This is a genomic window from Massilia niastensis DSM 21313 (genome assembly GCF_000382345.1).
Taxonomy (GTDB): Bacteria; Pseudomonadota; Gammaproteobacteria; order Burkholderiales; family Burkholderiaceae_D; genus Telluria; species Telluria niastensis.
Window position 1 is genome coordinate 1 of the sequence record NZ_KB908120.1, and the last position, 18,848, is coordinate 18,848.

18 protein-coding genes, 1 tRNA gene and 1 pseudogene are annotated in these 18,848 nt (G+C 64.0%); 5 read left to right on the plus strand and 15 right to left on the minus strand.

What is annotated here, in order from left to right; genetic code table 11:
- The coding region (locus tag H162_RS31550; RefSeq protein ID WP_169444429.1) for a helix-turn-helix domain-containing protein at positions 1 to 200 on the minus strand (200 nt) is incomplete at its 3' end.
- Between the two features lie 626 nt (positions 201 to 826).
- Here H162_RS31550 and H162_RS31555 point away from each other — a divergent pair.
- Positions 827 to 1,036, plus strand: a pseudogene (locus H162_RS31555) (transposase); the annotation flags it as partial.
- A gap of 288 nt (positions 1,037 to 1,324) precedes the next feature.
- Here the strand turns inward: H162_RS31555 and H162_RS0121770 are convergent.
- The 7 genes from H162_RS0121770 to ybiB form a co-directional block, all read right to left on the minus strand.
- Positions 1,325 to 1,403 (minus strand) — tRNA-Ile (locus H162_RS0121770).
- A gap of 103 nt (positions 1,404 to 1,506) precedes the next feature.
- Positions 1,507 to 3,762 carry an RNA polymerase sigma factor RpoD gene (gene rpoD, locus H162_RS0121775; protein ID WP_026354928.1) on the minus strand — a complete coding sequence of 752 codons (2,256 nt, stop codon included), beginning with the start codon at positions 3,760 to 3,762 and terminating at the stop codon, positions 1,507 to 1,509.
- 228 nt (positions 3,763 to 3,990) lie between these two features.
- Complete coding sequence (dnaG, locus tag H162_RS0121780; protein ID WP_020655615.1) at positions 3,991 to 5,787, minus strand: DNA primase; 1,797 nt, start codon at positions 5,785 to 5,787, stop codon at positions 3,991 to 3,993.
- Positions 5,788 to 5,887: 100 nt separating this feature from the next.
- Entirely contained in the window at positions 5,888 to 6,337 is a 450-nt protein-coding gene (locus H162_RS0121785; RefSeq protein WP_026354929.1) for a GatB/YqeY domain-containing protein, read from the minus strand.
- 129 nt (positions 6,338 to 6,466) lie between these two features.
- Positions 6,467 to 6,679, minus strand: coding sequence for a 30S ribosomal protein S21 (gene rpsU, locus H162_RS0121790; protein WP_005665410.1), 213 nt, complete (start codon positions 6,677 to 6,679; stop codon positions 6,467 to 6,469).
- A 96-nt stretch (positions 6,680 to 6,775) separates the two neighbouring features.
- A complete protein-coding gene (locus tag H162_RS0121795) occupies positions 6,776 to 7,993 on the minus strand; it encodes a BaiN/RdsA family NAD(P)/FAD-dependent oxidoreductase (RefSeq protein WP_026354930.1) in 1,218 nt (405 codons plus the stop codon).
- Between the two features lie 77 nt (positions 7,994 to 8,070).
- The gene (gene ybiB, locus H162_RS0121800; protein ID WP_020655619.1) at positions 8,071 to 9,048 is read right to left on the minus strand and encodes a DNA-binding protein YbiB; all 978 of its coding nucleotides are present in this window, start codon (positions 9,046 to 9,048) and stop codon (positions 8,071 to 8,073) included.
- Positions 9,049 to 9,198: 150 nt separating this feature from the next.
- Between ybiB and H162_RS0121805 the strand changes: the two genes are divergently transcribed.
- The 3 genes from H162_RS0121805 to H162_RS0121815 all read left to right on the plus strand — a co-directional run bounded on the left by H162_RS0121805 (position 9,199) and on the right by H162_RS0121815 (position 12,345).
- Positions 9,199 to 10,260 carry a 3-deoxy-7-phosphoheptulonate synthase gene (locus tag H162_RS0121805; protein ID WP_020655620.1) on the plus strand — a complete coding sequence of 354 codons (1,062 nt, stop codon included), beginning with the start codon at positions 9,199 to 9,201 and terminating at the stop codon, positions 10,258 to 10,260.
- A gap of 91 nt (positions 10,261 to 10,351) precedes the next feature.
- Positions 10,352 to 11,392, plus strand: a complete 1,041-nt coding sequence (gene tsaD, locus H162_RS0121810) for a tRNA (adenosine(37)-N6)-threonylcarbamoyltransferase complex transferase subunit TsaD (RefSeq protein ID WP_020655621.1) — start codon at positions 10,352 to 10,354, stop codon at positions 11,390 to 11,392.
- A gap of 107 nt (positions 11,393 to 11,499) precedes the next feature.
- A complete protein-coding gene (locus tag H162_RS0121815) occupies positions 11,500 to 12,345 on the plus strand; it encodes an endonuclease/exonuclease/phosphatase family protein (RefSeq protein ID WP_026354932.1) in 846 nt (281 codons plus the stop codon).
- 10 nt (positions 12,346 to 12,355) lie between these two features.
- Here the strand turns inward: H162_RS0121815 and H162_RS0121820 are convergent, their stop codons facing one another.
- From H162_RS0121820 to H162_RS0121830, 3 genes are all read right to left on the minus strand, one after another.
- Positions 12,356 to 13,003 (minus strand): DsbA family oxidoreductase, encoded by a 648-nt coding sequence (locus H162_RS0121820; RefSeq protein WP_020655623.1) that lies wholly within the window; start codon positions 13,001 to 13,003, stop codon positions 12,356 to 12,358.
- A gap of 103 nt (positions 13,004 to 13,106) precedes the next feature.
- The gene (plsY, locus tag H162_RS0121825; RefSeq protein ID WP_020655624.1) at positions 13,107 to 13,730 is read right to left on the minus strand and encodes a glycerol-3-phosphate 1-O-acyltransferase PlsY; all 624 of its coding nucleotides are present in this window, start codon (positions 13,728 to 13,730) and stop codon (positions 13,107 to 13,109) included.
- Positions 13,731 to 13,802: 72 nt separating this feature from the next.
- Positions 13,803 to 14,294 carry an aminoacyl-tRNA deacylase gene (locus tag H162_RS0121830; protein WP_020655625.1) on the minus strand — a complete coding sequence of 164 codons (492 nt, stop codon included), beginning with the start codon at positions 14,292 to 14,294 and terminating at the stop codon, positions 13,803 to 13,805.
- Positions 14,295 to 14,332: 38 nt separating this feature from the next.
- Here H162_RS0121830 and H162_RS31560 point away from each other — a divergent pair, with 38 nt between their 5' ends.
- Positions 14,333 to 15,322 (plus strand): endonuclease/exonuclease/phosphatase family protein, encoded by a 990-nt coding sequence (locus tag H162_RS31560; protein WP_020655626.1) that lies wholly within the window; start codon positions 14,333 to 14,335, stop codon positions 15,320 to 15,322.
- A gap of 319 nt (positions 15,323 to 15,641) precedes the next feature.
- Here H162_RS31560 and H162_RS0121845 read toward each other — a convergent pair whose 3' ends face one another.
- From H162_RS0121845 to H162_RS0121860, 4 genes are all read right to left on the minus strand, one after another.
- Positions 15,642 to 15,893 (minus strand): hypothetical protein, encoded by a 252-nt coding sequence (locus H162_RS0121845; protein WP_020655627.1) that lies wholly within the window; start codon positions 15,891 to 15,893, stop codon positions 15,642 to 15,644.
- Positions 15,894 to 15,979: 86 nt separating this feature from the next.
- Entirely contained in the window at positions 15,980 to 16,885 is a 906-nt protein-coding gene (xerD, locus tag H162_RS0121850; protein ID WP_020655628.1) for a site-specific tyrosine recombinase XerD, read from the minus strand.
- Positions 16,858 to 17,382 carry a methylated-DNA--[protein]-cysteine S-methyltransferase gene (locus H162_RS0121855; protein WP_026354933.1) on the minus strand — a complete coding sequence of 175 codons (525 nt, stop codon included), beginning with the start codon at positions 17,380 to 17,382 and terminating at the stop codon, positions 16,858 to 16,860. The genes xerD and H162_RS0121855 overlap by 28 nt, the downstream gene beginning before the upstream one ends.
- A 397-nt stretch (positions 17,383 to 17,779) precedes the next feature.
- On the minus strand, positions 17,780 to 18,781 hold the full coding sequence (locus H162_RS0121860; RefSeq protein WP_020655630.1) for a TRAP transporter substrate-binding protein: 1,002 nt from the start codon (positions 18,779 to 18,781) through the stop codon (positions 17,780 to 17,782).
- Between the last annotated feature and the right edge of the window lie 67 nt (positions 18,782 to 18,848).

The window sequence follows — 18,848 nt, forward strand, 5'->3', positions numbered from 1 at the left end:
CCAAGCTTGTTCCAACGCTGGCGCCATTGCTCGACACTGTTCAAATGCACCGAGAACTCGTCAGCAGTCTCTTGCAGGGTCAGTCCCTGACTCAACCGCAAGATGCCTTGGGCGCGCATACGAGCCCGTGGATGAGGATGGAAAATCCCCATGTCCCGCAGCGTCCGACGCTCGGCATCGGACAACATTAACAGTTTCATCGCAGTGACTCCTGCAGCAGTCTCCGATCTGAGTTTAACTCAAAATTTTCGGAGACTACTTAGGACTGAATCGCCGCTCTTAATAGGCATTCTTGCGCGCCCGGCCCGAATCGCGGCCGGTCCTCGCCACTTGGAGTTTGGTGATTTACTTACACTCGTACGTCCGCCGTCATCGCCAATGAGCAGGAATCGTCAGCCCGAGCACTCGCGAAATGTTCTCGAGTGCGGCCACAATTTCACGATGTCGGTTCTTATCATAGGCTCCTCCAGAATCCCGCTGCGATAGAATATTTTTCAACTCAGGAAGATTATGCATTCCCAAAACGTAGAGATTTCTCCACGTCAACTCACCAAATAATTTGTATATGACTTCGGTACCGTCTCGATCGCTAGCTAATCGCTTCGGCCCTAATAACTTTACTAAAGCCTCTTCGGCCTCGTCTTTCGTTTCAAAGGTGTATAAATGTTGCAAGAGAGCACCAACTGCGAGAGGTTAATTCGATGACCCGGCACGAAGAATCCCCTTCCCGCCGAGCAGATTGTCTAGAATATTGTACGTCCGACCGGCTTTTTTGCACAAATTAGCCCGTACAGCGGCTAGGCTAGGGCTCGGGTAAACTGACAGCATGAGTGCCCCAGCAAACCAAAAATACTTAACGACCAACTGGAAAGATTACAACGTTGCGCTGAAAGCGCGTGGCTCGCTGCTGATCTGGCTGGACAAGGAGATTTGCTGGCACGGCAGTGCCAGCGGCAAGCGGGGTCGCAGCCCGAAATACAGCGAGTCGGCGATCCAGCTCTGCCTGACCATCAAGGGCCAGTTCAATCTGGCGCTGGGCTTGATCGACTTGGCGAACTTGCGCCGTGCCCCGTGGCCGACAAAACGTGGGTTCACGGACACCTTCCGCTAGGTGTTTAAAGATTGTGGTAAATGCCGGCCAACGCCAGTAGGCACCAGCTGATGGCCCTTCGGAGCATCGTCGCAAGACGAATCGTCGCGTCGCGAGACACGTAGTTGAAGGGATTTACTTACACAGCCGTTACATAGCTCAGCACGTTACCCAGAAAGGGAATCAAGGGTCGCAAGCAGCATCACGCAAGCCACTGATCCTTCAAGGAAATTTTGGTAGGCCTCCCCGGAGTCGAACCGGGCACCAACGGATTATGAGTCCGCTGCTCTAACCAGGCATGAGCTAGAGGCCCAAAAACTGTCACAGTGGAGAGAAAAACTCGCCACCCCGTCCACGGTCAAACCGTAGAGCGAAGTGGCGAGAGGATATTGCTTTTACAGCAGGCTCGTCAAGCTTTAGCTGCTGCCTTCGAGGAAACTCTTCAACTTGTCCGAGCGCGACGGGTGACGCAGCTTGCGCAGCGCCTTCGCTTCGATCTGGCGGATGCGCTCGCGGGTCACGTCGAACTGCTTGCCCACTTCTTCCAGGGTGTGGTCGGTCGACATCTCGATCCCGAAGCGCATGCGCAGCACCTTGGCTTCGCGCGGGGTCAGCGAATCCAGCACATCCTTCACCACACCGCGCATCGAGGCGTGCAGCGCCGCATCCGACGGCGCCAGCGTGTTGTTGTCCTCGATGAAGTCGCCCAGATGCGAATCGTCGTCGTCGCCGATCGGCGTTTCCATCGAAATCGGCTCTTTCGCGATCTTCATGATCTTCCGGATTTTGTCTTCCGGCATTTCCATCTTGATCGCAAGCGTCGCCGGATCGGGCTCGGCGCCGGTCTCCTGCAGGATCTGGCGCGAGATCCGGTTCATCTTGTTGATCGTTTCGATCATGTGCACCGGAATACGGATCGTGCGCGCCTGGTCCGCGATCGAACGGGTGATGGCCTGGCGGATCCACCACGTCGCATAGGTCGAGAACTTGTAGCCGCGGCGGTATTCGAACTTGTCCACCGCCTTCATCAGGCCGATGTTGCCTTCCTGGATCAGGTCGAGGAATTGCAGGCCGCGGTTGGTGTACTTCTTGGCGATCGAAATCACCAGGCGCAGGTTGGCCTCGGTCATTTCGCGCTTGGCCTTGCGCGCCTTCATTTCACCCGCCGCCATCTGGCGGTTGATGTTGCGCAGGTCCGGCAGCGGCAGCACGACGCGCGCCTGCAGGTCGATCAGGCGCTGTTGCAGTTCCTTGATCGTCGGAATGTTGCGGCCCAGGATGGCGCTGTAGGCGTGGCCGGCGTTCACTTCGCCGTCCACCCATTCCAGGTTGGTTTCGTTGCCCGGGAAGACCTTGATGAAGTGGGCGCGCGGCATGCCGCAGCGGTTCACCGCCACATCCAGGATCTGCTTCTCGATATGGCGCACTTCGTCGACCTGGCCGCGCAGCGTGTCGCACAGCTTCTCGACGACCTTGGCGGTGAAGCGGATGCCCAGCAGCTCGTCGGAGATCGCTTCCTGCGCCTTGACGTAGGATTTCGAGTTGTAGCCTTCCTTCTCGAACGCCTTGCGCATCTTGTCGAATTGCTGGGCGATCACCTCGAACTTCCCGAGGGCGGACACCTTCAGCGCTTCCAGCTGTTCGGCCGAGTAACCCGCCGCGCCAGGGGTGGCGGCCGCTTCCTCTTCCTCTTCTTCCTCTTCTTCCTCTTCCTCTTCTTCCTCATCCTCGTCGGAATCGGAGCTCGACGCGACCGCGGTCGTCGAGGCCTGTTCGTCGCCGTCCGGGTCGACCAGGCCGTCGACGATCTCGTCGATCTTGATCTCGTCGCGGTCGATCTTGCTGGCGGCGTCGATGATCTCGGCAATGGTCACCGGGCAGGCGGAGATCGCCTGGATCATGTCGCGCAGGCCATCCTCGATGCGCTTGGCGATCTCGATCTCGCCTTCGCGGGTCAGCAGTTCGACCGAGCCCATCTCGCGCATGTACATGCGCACAGGATCGGTGGTGCGGCCGAAGTCGGAGTCGACGGTCGACAGCGCCGCCTCGGCGGCGGCTTCCGCTTCGTCGTCGCTCGTGACGGTAGCGACATTGTCGGACAGCAGCAGGGTTTCGGCATCGGGCGCGTGCTCGTAGACGGCGATGCCCATGTCGTTGAAGGTGCCGATGATGCCTTCAATCGCTTCCGGATCAACAATGTTGTCCGGCAAGTGGTCGTTGATCTCGGAGTACGTAAGGAAGCCGCGCTCCTTGCCCGACTTGATCAGGGCCTTGAGCTTCTGGCGGCGAATCTCGAGCTCTTCCTCGCTCGCTTCGGTGTCGGACGAGAATGCGTCTTTCAGCAGCGCCTTTTCCTTGGCCTTGCGGTCCTTGGCCTTGGCCTTGTCCGCAGCCTTCAGTTCGGCGCGCTCGACCGCGTTCAACGCGGCGATTTCGTCATTCTCGGGCGTGAATTCCTTAGGCTTGCGACCACGGCGTCCCGGCACCTTGACGGACGGCAGGACATAGCCGGACGTGTCGATCGCGGCCAGTGCTGCCGCATCGGTTGTCTGGCTGACAGGCGCCGGGTTCGCGGTACGAACCTCTGCCTTGTCTTGCGATTTGTCTGCCTTGGCGGCAGACGCTCTGGTGGTTTTCGCAGCCACTTTGGTTTCGGGTTTCTTGGTTGGCACAGGCGCTTTCGATGTCACAACGACTAACTTTACGATGGTTAAAGATAAAGTTTTGTTACCTTACATCACCCTGCAGGCAACGATCAGTTGCCTCGCTAACTGAAACTCTACGCCGCGATTGAGACGAAAAATCGTTTCAACAGTTGCAATAGTTAGCGTTTTATTATAGCACGCACCCCCACTTTTTCCAGTCGCGAACACCGCCCTTCCCAAGGCAAGTTCCAGTGTTCATCGGGGCGCCATGTCGGCGGCAGCTTCGCGGGCCAAGAGGTCCTGCTGGGCAGTAATTTCGCGATAGCGAGTACTGACCTGATCTGGGGTCAGTCCTGAAGAAAACAACTGGTTAAGTTCTTGTTTTAACGAGTCCATCTTGATCTGGCGGATAGCACTGAGCAACCAGATGCGGTCCGCGTCGACCTCCGATTCGGGTTCCGAAGCGATCTCGGCAATCAGCCGGTCGTATCCGGAGGTCACTTCCTTGAGCTGCTGGGACAGCGCGGCGAAGGTGCCGCCCTCGCCCAGGGCCCGGGCGGTGTCGACCAGGTAGCGCAGGCCCTCGGCCGCTTCCTGGCCGAAATGGTCGAACGACATCAATGCCGTGTCATCGAGCAATAGCGCCAGGTTTGGATGGGCCACCAGGATGCGCAGCATCTGGCGTTCCAGCCCGACCGGTTCCGGCCGGCCCTGGCGCGGCGGCGCGCGGCGCGCCACCGATACCGGCTTGGACAGCTCGAACAGGCCCTCGATCTCGGCCGGCGTCGATGCGGTCAGGTTGGCCAGGCCGCGCACGATCTGCAGGCGCAGCGCCGACGGCGTCATGGCCTGCAGCAAGGGCTTGGCCTCGAACTGGGCGTGCGCACGGCCTTCCGGCGTGTCGAGATCGTGCTCGGCGGTCACTTCGCGCAGCAGGAACTGCGACAGCGGCATGGCGTCGTTGATTTCCTGCTCGAAAGCCTCGGCGCCGCGCTCGCGCACGAAGCTGTCCGGATCGTGTTCCTGCGGCAAGAACAGGAACTTGATGGTCTTGTCGTCGCTCACCTGCGGCAGGCAGGCTTCCAGCGCGCGGCGGGCGGCGCGGCGGCCGGCCTTGTCGCCGTCGAAGCTGAAGATCACGTTGTCGGTCTGGCGCAGCAGCTTTTGCACGTGGGTGCTGGTGCAGGCGGTGCCGAGCGTGGCGACGGCTTGCGGGAAACCGAGCTGTGCCAGCGCGACCACGTCCATGTAGCCTTCCGTCACCAGCACGTAGCCGGCGTCGCGGATCGCCTGGCGCGCCTCGAACAGCCCGTACAGTTCCAGGCCTTTCTGGAACAGCGGGGTTTCCGGCGAGTTCAGGTATTTCGGTTCGCCGCCGTCGAGCACGCGTCCGCCGAAGCCGATCACCTGGCCTTTGGTGTTGCGGATCGGGAACATCACGCGCTCGCGGAAACGGTCGTAGCGCTTGCGGTTGTTGCCGTCCTCGTCGACCTTGTCGATCACCAGGCCGGATTCGACCAGCGCCAGCGCCTCGTAATCGGGAAACACGGAGCGCAGGTTGTCCCAGCCGGACGGCGCGTAGCCCATGCCGAAGCGGGCGGCGACCTCGCCGGTCAGGCCGCGGTTTTTCAGGTAGGCGATCGCGTTCGGCGCTTCGCGCAGCTGGGTCCGATAAAACGTGCAGGCCTGGTTCAGCGCGTCGGTCATGGCCAGCGACTGGGCCTGCTGGGCCGCGCGCTGGGCCGGCGGGATCTTGTCGTCGGCGTCCGGCACGATCATGCCCACGTTCTGGGCCAGGTCCTTGACGGCATCGACGAAACCCATGCCCGAGTATTCGATCAGGAAACCGATCGCGGTGCCATGCGCGCCGCAGCCGAAGCAGTGGTAGAACTGCTTGGTCGGGCTGACGGTGAAGCTGGGAGACTTTTCGTTGTGGAAGGGGCACAGCCCCATGTAGTTGGCGCCGCCCTTTTTCAGCTGGACGTAACGGCCGACCACGTCGACGATATCAACGCGGTTGAGCAAATCGGTGATGAAAGTTTGCGGAATCACTTGAGGTTACACAGTGTTTGTCTAGACTCAGACTATACCGCAGCGCTCGCTGCAAATTGATATGCAACAAGATGCGGGCCCGATCGAGCCCGCAATGGCATCAGGCGCCGGTCAATGCTTTCTTGACCAGTGCGGACACCACCGTCATGTCGGCGCGGCCAGCCAGCTTCGGCTTGAGCACGCCCATGACCTTGCCCATATCCTGGGGACCGGCGGCGCCGGTGGCGGCCACGGCGGCAGCCACCTCGGCGGCGACTTCCTCGTCCGACAGGCCGGCCGGCATGTAGGCCGACAGCACCGCCAGTTCGGCCTTCTCGATGTCGGCCAGGTCGGCGCGGCCGCCTGCCTCGAACTGCGAGATCGAATCCTTGCGCTGCTTGATCATCTTCTCGACCACGGCCAGCACCTGGGTGTCGTTCAGCTCGATCTGCTCGTCGACTTCCTTGCGCTTGATATCGGCGATGATCAGGCGAATGGTCGCCAGACGGCCGCTTTCCTTGGCGCGCATGGCTGCTTTCATGTCGTCGGTAATTTGTTGCTTCAAGCTCATGGGATCTCCGTGATCGATAGGTATAAACGACAAAACCCGCCGCGGTCACAACCGGTGCGGGCTTGGCGAACGTCAGCGACTCGCCGGGACAGTCAATGCCGTCACCGGGTCAGGGCCGGCTGGACTGTCTTAGTACAGTTTCTTCGGCAGTTGCTGGCTGCGGATGCGCTTGTAGTGGCGCTTCACGGCAGCGGCCAGCTTGCGCTTGCGCTCTGCAGTCGGTTTTTCGTAGAACTCGCGGGCGCGCAGTTCCGTCAACAGACCGGTCTTTTCGATAGTGCGCTTGAAGCGACGCATAGCGACTTCGAACGGCTCGTTTTCTTTAAGGCGGATAGTGGTCATGTAAAAATCAAACCGTTGGATTTAGGGAAGAACGAAATTCTAGCAGCATTTGCCGTTCAGTGAAAGCTTTTATTAACTTGTGCCTGAATCGCCACGTCACGATTCGGCCAGCGCCAAACCGGCTGCCACACCCGATGCCCAGGCCCACTGGAAGTTGTAGCCGCCCAGCCAGCCGGTCACGTCGACCGTCTCGCCGATGAAGTACAGGCCCGGCACCTTGTTGGCCATCATGGTCTGCTGCGACAGCTCGCGCGTGTCGACGCCGCCCAGGGTCACCTCGGCCTTGCGGTAGCCTTCCGAGCCGGTCGGCACGATGGCCCAGCGGTTGATGGCGTCGCCCAGCTTGCGCAGTTTGGCGTCGGCCATGTCGGCCAGGCGCGCATCCGGGGCGAAGCCGTTCGCCAGCAGCAGGCCTTCGGCCAGGCGCGCCGGCAGCCATTGCGCCAGCACGTTGCCCAACTGCTTCTTTTCCGTTTTCTTGGCGCCGATCAGCACTTCGGCCACGTCCATTTCCGGCAGCAGGTCGAGCACGATCGGCGTGCCCGGCTGCCAGTAGCTGGAAATCTGCAGGATCGCCGGGCCCGACAGGCCGCGGTGAGTAAACAACAGGTCTTCGCGGAAGTGGCCGCGCTGCGCGCCCTTCCCTTTGCCGGCGCCGGTGCTGACCTCGACCTCGAGCGCGATGCCGGCCAGCGGCGCGAACGCCTCCCAGCTGGGGCCGTCGAAGGTCAGCGGCACCAGGCCGGGACGGGTCTCGACGATCTTCAGGCCGAACTGGGTGGCGATGCGATAGCCGAGGTCGCTTGCACCGATCTTCGGGATCGACAGGCCGCCGGTGGCGATCACCACGCTGTCGGCAAGAATTTCGCCGCTATCCGTGGCGATGCTGAAACCGCTCTCCGTTTTCTGCACGCCGGCAACCTTGCACGGCATGCGCCAGTGGACGCCGCCCACTTCGCATTCGGCGCGCAGCATCTGGATGACCTGCTCGGACGAGTCGTTGCAGAACAGCTGGCCCTTGTGCTTCTCGTGGTGGGCGATCCGGTATTTCTTGACCAGCGCGAGGAAGTCCTGCGCCGTGTAGCGCGACAGCGCGCTCTTGCAGAAATGCGGATTCTGCGACAGGAAGTTCTGCGGCCCGGCGTTGATGTTCGTGAAATTGCAGCGCCCGCCGCCCGAGATGCGGATCTTCTCGGCCAGCTTGGCGGCATGGTCGAGCAGCACCACGCGCTTGCCGCCCTTGCCCGCCACGGCCGCGCACATCATCCCGGCCGCGCCCGCGCCGATTACCGCCACATCGTATTGTTTTGCCATGCCTGCCGCTTCCCGCGTTAACCCAAACCTGCCATTGTAAGCCCAGCGGGGGCATCAGGTCATGGCTTTACGCGCCCCTAGACCGGCACGTGGCCGCGGCTGCGGATGGCGCGCGACACTTCCACGCAATGCGCCACCTGGGCCGCGATCGAGGGCGGCACCGGCACCTCGTCCTTGAGCGCGCGGGCGATCCAGGCGGCGGTGGTGGCCGCGTCGCGGCCGTCCGGCACCTCGGACAGGTCGTCGGTCGGGGCGTCGCGCTCGACCAGCACGGTGCGCTCGCCCTCGTGGAACCAGTCGATCTTCTGGGCGCGGTGCGGGTTGGCCACCGTCTCGCCCTCGGTGCCGCGCATCAGGAAGGCGTCGCCGCGTACCGCGCCCGCCTTGTCGATGAAGAATTCGCCCAGGGTTTCCAGGTACTCGGGGTGGGTGTAGGACACCAGGCGCAGCGCCGGGCCGTCGAACGGCTGCAGGATCTTGACCAGGGTGTGCGTGGAGTTGCGCACGCCCAGCACGCGGCGCAGCGACAGCAGGTGGGCCAGTTCGGGCGCCAGGCGCTCGATCGGCAGGAAGGCGGGACGGCCCTGGCCGGCGGCGTCGAGCAGGTCGGAGGACGAACCGGCTTCGGCCAGGCCCAGCTCGGCCAGGATCTCGGCCGTCGTCACGCGCCCCGGATCGTTGCGCACGCCGTGCACCAGCACCGGCACGCCTTCGCGCGCCAGCAGCAGCGCCAGCAGCGGCGTCAGGTTGGCCAGCTTGCGCGCGCCGTTATAAGTGGGAATCAGGACCGGCGCGAACGGGCCCGGCGGCGCCGGCAGCGGCGCGAACGAGGCTTCGGCGGCGTCCATGAAGCCGGCCAGCTCCTCGACCGACTCGCCCTTGATGCGCATGGCCAGCATGATGGCGCCCAGTTCCAGGTCGGAAACCCGGCCCTCCAGCATGGCGCTGTACAGTGCGCGCGCGTCGTCGCGCGACATGCTGCGCGCCCCCTTGACGCCGCGGCCGATCTCCTTGATGAAGGGGGCCGCGACAAAGCGTTCGATGTCGGTAGTCATGGCAAAAGGATACACGGGAACGGCTTTCGCCTCTACAGGCAGAGCAATCCGCGCGCAGGGCCGCGCTGTCTTTTTGCGGTTCAGTTTGTGCACGTGCAGCAATTTCCGTCTACACTGGTCAACCCCCTCCAGAAAAAACCGACTCGCACCATGATCATCACGCCCGCTATCGAAAACACCAATGTCAGCTCCTTCGCGCAGATGCCCACGCCGGTCGAGCTGCATGCGGCGCTGCCGCTGACCGACCGTGCCGTCACCACCGTGATGCAGGGCCGCGAAACGCTGCGCAACATCCTCGATCGTAAAGACAAGCGCCTGTTCGTCGTGGTCGGCCCCTGCTCGATCCACGATCCGGTGGCGGGCCTGGACTATGCGCGCCGCCTGAAGAAACTGCAGGCCGAGGTGGCCGACACCATGGTGCTGGTGATGCGCGTGTATTTCGAGAAGCCGCGCACGACCACCGGCTGGAAGGGCTATATCAACGATCCGTTCATGGACGATTCGTTCCGCGTCGACGTCGGCATGGAACGCGCGCGCCAGTTCCTGCTCGACGTGTGCGAACTGGGCCTGCCCACCGCGACCGAAGCGCTGGACCCGATCTCGCCGCAGTACCTGGGCGACCTGATCGCCTGGACCGCGATCGGCGCGCGCACCACCGAGTCGCAGACCCACCGCGAGATGTCGTCCGGCCTGTCGACCCCGGTCGGCTTCAAGAACGGCACCGACGGCGACGTCAGCATCGCGGTCAACGCCGTGCTGTCCTCGGCCAATCCGCACGCCTTCCTCGGCATTAACGGCCAGGGCTCGGTATCGATCGTGCGCACCAGCGGCAACGCCTACGGCCACGTGGTGCTGCGCGGCGGCGGCGGCCGCCCGAACTACGATTCGGTGTCGGTGGCGATCGCCGAGCAGGCGCTCAAGAAAGCCGGCCTGCCGTCCAACCTGGTGGTGGATTGCTCGCACGCGAACAGCTACAAGAAGCCGGAACTGCAGCCGCTGGTGATGTCGGACGTGATCCAGCAGATCCGCCACGGCAACCGCTCGCTGCTGGGCGTGATGATCGAGTCGAACATCGTCAGCGGCAGCCAGCCGATCCCGGCCGACCTGTCCGAACTCAAGTACGGCTGCTCGGTGACCGACGGCTGCATCGGCTGGGAAGAGACCGAGGAGATGCTGCGCAGCGCGCACCAGGAGCTGCTGCGCCGGCCATGAGCGGCCCTGCATGAACCCAGCGTGGACGGCACAGCCGTCCACGCTGCGCTACAATTCGATATTCCGCTTCCTCCTCCGCTTTTCTCTCCCCATGATCGTTCTCGGCGTCGAATCCTCCTGCGATGAAACCGGCCTTGCTCTGTATGACACCGAGCGCGGCCTGCTGTCCCATGCCCTGCATTCGCAGGTGGCCATGCACGAGGAGTATGGCGGCGTGGTGCCCGAGCTGGCCTCGCGCGACCACATCCGCCGCGCCCTGCCGCTGCTGGAAGAAACGATCAGGCGCGCCGGTATCCCGATGTCGGCCATCGACGCCATCGCCTATACGCAAGGCCCGGGCCTGGCCGGCGCGCTGCTGGTCGGCTCGAGCGTGGCCTGCAGCCTGGCGCTGGCGCTCGACAAGCCGGTGCTCGGCGTGCACCACCTCGAAGGCCACCTGCTGTCGCCGCTGCTGGCGAGCGAGCGTCCGGAATTCCCCTTCATCGCCCTGCTGGTCTCGGGCGGCCATACCCAGCTGATGCGGGTGGACGGCGTCGGCCGCTACACCCTGCTGGGCGAAACCCTGGACGACGCGGCCGGCGAAGCCTTCGACAAGTCGGCCAAGCTGCTCGGCCTGGGCTACCCCGGCGGCCCGGCGATCTCGCGCCTGGCCGAATTCGGCGACCCGAGCGCCTACACGCTGCCGCGCCCGATGCTGCACTCGAAGGACTTCAACTTCAGCTTCTCGGGCCTGAAGACGGCGGTGCTCACCGTCGTCAAGAACCATGAAGAAAAGGTGATCGCGAACATCTGCGAGCAGGACAAGGCGAACATCGCGCGCGGTTTCGTCGATGCGATCGTCGACGTGCTCACCGCCAAATGCGTGAGCGCGCTGAAGCATACGGGCCTGAAGCGCCTGGTGATCGCCGGCGGCGTTGGGGCCAACCGGCAACTGCGCGCCGCCCTTGATGCGGCCGCTGTAAAACGAAAATTCAAGGTCTATTATCCGGAACTCGAATTCTGCACCGACAACGGCGCCATGATCGCCTTTGCCGGCGCCATGCGGCTGGAACGCAACCCTGCCCTGGCGCAGCGCGACTACGCATTCAACGTGCGTCCGCGCTGGCCCCTGGACGAGCTGGAAGCCGCGTAGAATCAGGCTTGCGGGGTGAACTTGCAAGCCTGACATCGATCCTACGGTGTGACCGTCGGTTGCCAATAAGTGGCAATATCCGGCGGTCAAGTTTTCGGAGGTGAAAGATGCGCGTGGTAAGTTGGAATATTCGCTGGGGTTGTGGCAAGGATGGGAGGATCCGCATTCATGCGATTATCGATGTCCTGCGCCGCCTCAATCCTGATGTTGTGTGCTTGCAGGAAGTGGCCGCCAACCACCCTGAACTGGAAGGCAGCGCCACTGCGAACCAGTTCAAGCAGCTCGGCGGCGCCTTCGGCGGCTTCCACCTGATGGAGCATGCTCCGAGCGAAATCTACAAGAACAACGTACCCCGCCTGTTCGGCAACCTGATTCTCTCGAAGTACCGCATCTCGCAGGTGCACCGCCACCTGCTGCCCTGGCCGGCCGATCCGGAATATCCGGCCGGCATGCCGCGCGGCCTGCTGGAAACCGTGATCGATGCCCCCGGCGGCAAGCTGCGCCTGATGACCACCCACCTGGAATATTATTCGCCGCCGCAGCGCATGGCGCAGGTGCAGCGCATCCGCGAACTGCACGCCGAAGCCTGCGCGCGGGCGCGCATCTTCCACCCCGATCCGAACCTCGACGCGCCGTTCCAGCTGGGCTTGCGTCCCGGCTCGGCGATCCTGTGCGGCGATTTCAATTTCACGCCGAATGCGCCCGATTACCAGGCGCTGCTGGCGCCGCCCGGGAACGGCGCCCTGCCGCTGCTCGATGCCTGGCGCGTCAGGCACGGCGACGGCGCGCGCGCGCCGACCGCGGGGCTGCACGGCTATCCGTGGCCCGAACGGCCGGACTGCTACGATTATTTCTTCATCACCGATGACCTGGCCGGGCGCGTCGCCGCGCTCGACGTGCTGTCGGAGACGGCTGCGTCCGACCACCAGCCGGTGGTGCTCGAGCTGAACTGAGCTGAACTGATTACGCGCGGCCCGCGATCTCGCGCAGCGCCTGCTCGAACACCTCGGGCGGCTGGCCGCCGGAAATCAGGTGGCGCTGGTTGATGATGATCGCCGGTACCGAATGGATGCCGGCGCGCTGGAAGAACTGCTCGCGCTCGCGCACCTCGTCGGCATACTCGTCGGAACCAAGGATGCGCGCCGCCGTCGTGCGGTCCAGGCCGACGCGCTCGACCACGCGCAGCAGCACGTCATGGTTGCTCGGATCTTCGCAGTCGGTGAAATAGGAGGCGAACAGCGCTTCCTTGAGCTCGCGCTGGCGCCCCTCTCCTTCCGCCCAGGACAGCAGGCGGTGCGCGTCGAAGGTGTTGTAGATGCGGCCGCGGCGTTCCATGTCGAAGGTGAAGCCGACCTCGGCGCCGCGCTGGCGGATCGTCTCGCGGCTGCTCGCCTGCTGCTCGGCCGTGGCGCCATACTTCTGGGTGATGTGCTCGACGATGTCCTGGCCGTCCGGTCCCATGTCGGGATTCAGTTCGAAGGGCTGGAAGTGGAGGTCGACGGTCGCCACGTCGCTGACGCGCTCCAGCGCCGTTTCCAGCGATTTCAGGCCGATCGCGCACCATGGGCACGAGACATCCGACACAAAATCGATCCTGAGTTGCTTGCTCACTGCGCACCACCTTTCCTGTCCCGCGGCACGGGGCGTGCCGGATTGGCGCATATGGTAACGCTTGCGGGAAATTCATGCGGGAGCGCACGCTCCCGCACCGGGCTCAGCGCCCCTTCTTGGCGCCGGCGGCCTTGCTGCCGATCTTGGATTCCTTGCCGGCCAGCAGATTCGAGATGTTCGAGCTGTGGCGCCACAGCAGCAGCGCGCACATGGCGAACACGGCGAACAGGATCTCGTCGGCGCCGAACAGCAGGCCGTAGTAGAACGGCGCGAACACCGAGGCGATCAGCGCCGCCAGCGAGGAGTAGCGGAAGGCGTAGGCCACCACCAGCCAGGTCACCAGGGTCGCCAGGCCGAGCCAGACGTTCAGGCCCAGCAGCACGCCGAGCGCGGTGGCCACGCCCTTGCCGCCGACGAAGCGGAAGAACACCGGCCACAGGTGGCCGATGAACACGGCGATCGCCACCAGCGCGATGCCGCCGTCGTCCAGGCCGTATTGCGGGCCGAAGTGCACCGCCAGCCACACCGCCAGCCAGCCCTTGAGGCAGTCGCCGGCCAGGGTGGCGATGGCGGCTTTCTTGCTGCCGCTGCGCAGCACGTTGGTGGCGCCCGGGTTCTTCGAACCGTAGGTGCGCGGGTCGGACAGGCCCATGACGCGGCTCACCACGACCGCAAAGGAAATCGAGCCGACCAGGTAGGCGGCAAGGGTGGCAATCAAAGTGTTCATGTCGTCTCGTCTGTTATGGTCCGGCAAAAAACCGGTCCGTGAATATACACCATCGGCGCCAGGCGGCGAAAGTCACTCGGCCAGGGCGCACTGCACCGCCCGCGCCTTCAGCACCTCGACCAGCACGCCGGGTGCGATCCCGACCAGGTAGCCGCGGCGGCCGCCGTTGATGTAGATCCTGTCGAGCGCCAGGATGCTTTCCTCGACGAAGATCGGCATCGCCTTGCGGGTGCCGAAAGGCGAGGTGCCGCCGACCATGTAGCCTGAATGGCGTTGCGCCACGTCCGGCTTGCAGGGCTCGACCGACTTGCAGGGAATGGCGCGCGCCAGGTTCTTGGTCGAGACCTTGCAGTCGCCGTGCATCAGCACGATCAGCGGGCGCGCCGATTCATCCTGCATGACGAGGGTCTTGACCACGTCGTGTTCAGGCACGCCGAGTGCGCGCGAGGAAACGGCGGTGCCGCCGTGCTCTTCGTATTCGTAGGGATGTTCCGAGAAAACGACGCCGTGCTTGCGCAGGAATTGCGTTGCGGGGGTCTCGGAAACGTGCTCTTTCTTGGCCATGCGTGGTACGCTAAATACGAACATAAGGGGTTTCTATTATGCAGGAAGAAATTCGCTTTGCCACCTTCAACGCCTTCAACCTGGCCCCGCCGGGCGCCCGCCTGTACGACAACCTCGTGCCCACCACGCCCGAGGAGTACGAGGCCAAGCTCGACTGGACCGCGCACCAGATCGACCTGCTCAATGCCGACGTGATCGGCTTCCAGGAGATCTTCTCGCAGGCGGCCTTGAGGGAAGCACTGTCGCGCACGCGCCGCTACCGCGAGGCGGTCCACCTGGGCTTCGACCCGGATCCCAACGCCACGCGCCTGACGCCGAGCGTGGCGCTGGTGTCGCGCCTGCCGCTGGCCGAACCGGGGCGGGCGCTGACCATGTTCCCGGACAATGTGGCGCTGCCGCCCGGCAGCCGCGACCCGGACCGCTTCACGCGCGCCCCGCTGCATGCCGGCATCGTGGCCGCGCCCGGCGTGGTCATCGACGTGATCGTGGTGCACCTGAAGTCGCGCCGCCCTGATTACCGCGCCGGCGACAGCGGCGAGGATCCGCACCTGTACGCCCTCGCCTGCCTGCGTTCGCTGATCCGGCGCGGCACCGAGGCCACGGCGCTGCGCGTGCTGCTGACCGACATGGCGCGCACCACCGGCCGTCCGCGCATCGTGATGGGCGACTTCAACGACGTCGCCGATTCGGTCACCACCGAGATCGTGCTGGGCGAAGGCACGCCGCCCGCCGAGCGCATGTACGACGCCTGCAGCGTGCAGCGCAACCAGGACCACCAGCGCCACGTCGGCTTCTCGATCCTGCACGACAGCCGCCACTCGACCATCGACCACATCATGGTGTCGCCCGAGTTCAACCCGGCCCTGCCGGAAGCCATCGGCGAAGTGCTCGACGTGGTCTACCTGACCGATCACCTGAACCTGGCCCTGCCCGAGGCCTCGGACCATGGCCAGGTGCTGGCGCGCCTGCGGCTGTTCCCGCGCGCGGGCATGCCCAGGGAGATGAGCCCCGAAGCCGGGCCGGCATAGCAGCCCTGGTATTCGTCACAGCCGTGGCGGCGCAGGAAGGCCGGGCGCCGCGCGCAAGCATGCAAGCGGCGCACCCGCGCCTGCGGTTCGTCGCGCAGTTCTGCACTTCAGGTCACTCAAGCGGCGGCCTGTCGCATTCAGATGGATCAGACCGCCGCGCGCGCCTATAGTTCAACCATGCGCACGGAGCTCCATCTCCGCGTCAGGTGGAGCCCACGCGCAACCGGATACCGGGGCTATCGCTCCTCTCCTTCATGCACGTGCAGGCGCCGGCCCGAAAGCCGGCGCCGCGCCGCATGCACTGCATGGCTTTCTTCAGTCAGGCGGCATGTTGCGACGCCGATGCCCCGCGCGGCGGCGTATCGCCCGGCGCTTCATCCAGCGGCCGGTCGCCGGCCGCGGCATCGCTTCCTGACAGTTGGTCCTCGGGCGCATCGCCGTCCGACGCCCCCTCGCCGCCCTCCTCGGGCGAACGCTTGACTTCGTTCTTGCGCCGCGCCTTTTCTTCCGCCTTGCGCTTTTTCTCGAGCTCGCGCTGTCGCTTTTCGTACTGGAAATTATTTCGTGCCATATTCACCTCGACGCCAATGACCACTAAGGATGGGAGTTGCGGTGCTACAGGCGCATTATGGCTTAGCCCGGCCAATGTGGCTTGCACTAACCACGTGGATGATGCTGGGCATGCAGGTGCTTGAGTCGCTCGCGCGCGACATGGGTATAGATTTGCGTGGTCGAGATGTCGGCGTGCCCCAGCAGCAGCTGGACCACGCGCAGGTCGGCGCCGTGGTTCAGGAGATGGGTGGCGAAGGCGTGGCGCAAGGTGTGCGGCGACAGCGGCGCATTGATGCCCGCCCTGGCGGCATGCTTCTTGATGAGGATCCAGAACATCTGGCGCGTCATCGGGCCGCCGCGGCCGGTCACGAACAGCGCGTCGTCGACCTGCCCGTTCAGGATGATGCCGCGCGCATCCTTCAGGTAGCGCTCGAGCCAGATGCGCGCCTCGCCACCGAAGGGCACCAGGCGCGTCTTGCTGCCCTTGCCGGTGATGCGCAGCACGCCATCGTTCAGGCTCACCTCGACCAGCTTGAGCGCCACCAGTTCCGAGACCCGCAAGCCGCTTGCATACATCAGCTCGAGCATGGTGCGCTCGCGCAGGCCCAGCGGCGTGGCGACGTCCGGCGCGGCCAGCAAGGCCTCGACCTGGCTTTCGCTCAAGGTATGGACGAAGCGCGTCGGCTGGCGCGCCGAGGCCATCTTCAGGCAGGGGTCGAGGGCGATCTTCTGCTGGCGCAGCGCCAGCTGGTAGAAGCGCTTGAGCACCGACAGGCGCCGGTTGGCCGAGCTGGGGCGCGATTCCGGATGGCGGTCGGCGAAATAGCCGGCGAGGTCCTCGGGCTGGACTTCCAGCAGGCTGGGGCAGCCGGGGCGCTTCGCCGCCAGCCAGCCGGCGAACAGGCGCAGGTCGCGCCGGTAGGCGTCGAGCGAATTCTTTGCCAGTCCCTGTTCCAGCCAGAGCGTGTCGCAGAACTCGTCGATCAGGGCCAGATTGACTGCTGTTGCCATGGAGATGCCGTTGCGCCCTCGTGCCGCAGCAGCCAGCGCTTCACCGAGAGGTGGAAACCGTTCTCGTCGTCCTGGTTCGAAAAACCGCCCAGGCCGCCCGCCGCCGTGACCCGGTGGCAGGGAATGATCAGGGGGAACCAGTTGGCGCCGCAGGCCTGGCCCACCGCGCGCGGCGCCGAGCCGATCAGCTTGGCCAGTTGGCCATAGGTGCGCACGCTGCCGCGCGGGATCGCGCCGATCGCTTCCCAGACCTTGTGCTGAAAGGCGGTGCCGGCGTCCAGCAGCGGCAGGTCGAAGGGGAAATCGGGATCTTCCAGGTAGCGCTCGACCTGGCGGGCGGCCTGGTCGGCCACGGGATTGTCGGATTCCTTCTCGCCGAAGTGGGGCTGCAGGTACACCAGTTCGCGCACCTTGCCGTCGATGGTGCGGATGCCGATCGCGCCGAACGGGGCCGGCACGATGGCGTTGAACAATTCGCTTCCCTGGACTGTCTTCATGACTGAATCTTAACCGCTGGCAAGAAACCCGACTACTGCTTTGGAGAGTATGAACGAAAAAAAAAGCGCACCCTCGGGTGCGCCTCAATTCGGGTCACGTTTCCGGCCGTTTAGCTGTGCTAACGGCTTCTGTAAAACGTGGTGTCTCCTCGAAATATCTCCGGTATGGATTACCGTGCTTTTATCTATCTCCCCAAAACCGTGTGTTCTGTTCCTGCTTTCGCACCATGTCAGTGCGAGAAGGCCCCATCATAACGCAAGAATTTCGGCAGGAGCGTATCTTTTTGTCCACAGTATGAGAAAAATTCTTTTAGTTATAAGGAAAACGCAGCATGTTTGAGCCCCGGGTCCGCGGGCGCTCCCGGACGCCCGCTTCCCGCACGGCGCATGACCGGGTCTAGCGCCGGACTTCCTGGCTGATCGCCCGCATGATGTCCTTGCCGATCCTCGTTTCCATCTGGCCATATACCGGCAAAAGAGCACGCCGCCACTCGGTCTGCTGCTGGGGCGTGAGCTGGTGGATGGTGGTCGTGCCCGCACCCCGGATCGATTCCAGGGCCGCATCGTTGGTGCGCTGGGCAATCGTCTTCTGGTAGGCGGTGGCCTCGCGCATCGCGCGCTCCAGGGTAGCGCGGATATTGGCCGGCAAACCGTCCCAGAACTTCTTGTTGACGATCACCGCATAGCCCAGGTAGCCGTGGTTCGACACGGTCAGGTGCGTCTGGGTCTCGTGCATCCCCTGGGTGTACATGTTCGACGGCGTATTCTCGCTGCCCTCGACCACGCCGTCGCGCAGGGCGGACGCGGCTTCGGAGAACGCCAGCACCTGGGGCCGCGCGCCCAGCGCGCGCATCTGCGCATCGAGCACCTTCGAGGCCTGGATGCGCATGCGCAGTCCCTTGAAATCCTTCGGTGCGAGCAGCGGCCGGTTGGCCGACATGACCTTGAAGCCATTGTCCCAGTAAGCCAGGCCGGTGATGCCCTTCGGCTCCAGCTTGCGCAGCAGGTTCTTGCCGATGCGCCCTTCGGTCACTGCGTACAGGGCCGCCTTGGACGGGAAGATATACGGCAGGTCGAAGGCTTCGAACTCGCGCACGCCGAGCGGCGAGAACTTGGCCAGCGACGGCGCCAGCATCTGCACCGCGCCCAGCTGCAGGGCCTCGAGTTCCTCGCGGTCCTTGTACAGGCTGCTGTTCGGGTAGACTTCGACCTTGACCTTTCCATCGGTCATCTGTTCGGCCAGCTCCTTGAAGCGTTCGGCCGCCCTGCCCTTCGGGGTGTCGGGCGCGACCACGTGGCTGAATTTGATGACGATCGGACGGGCCGCGTCAGGATCCTGCGCCCAGGCGCCGGCGCTCGCGGCTGCGGCAAGCAGCACGAGCATGGCTTTGATCTGCATGGCGGTACGGTTCCTCTGCTCAGACATAAGTATGATGGATGGGTAGGCGGCCTTCCGACGGGCGGCG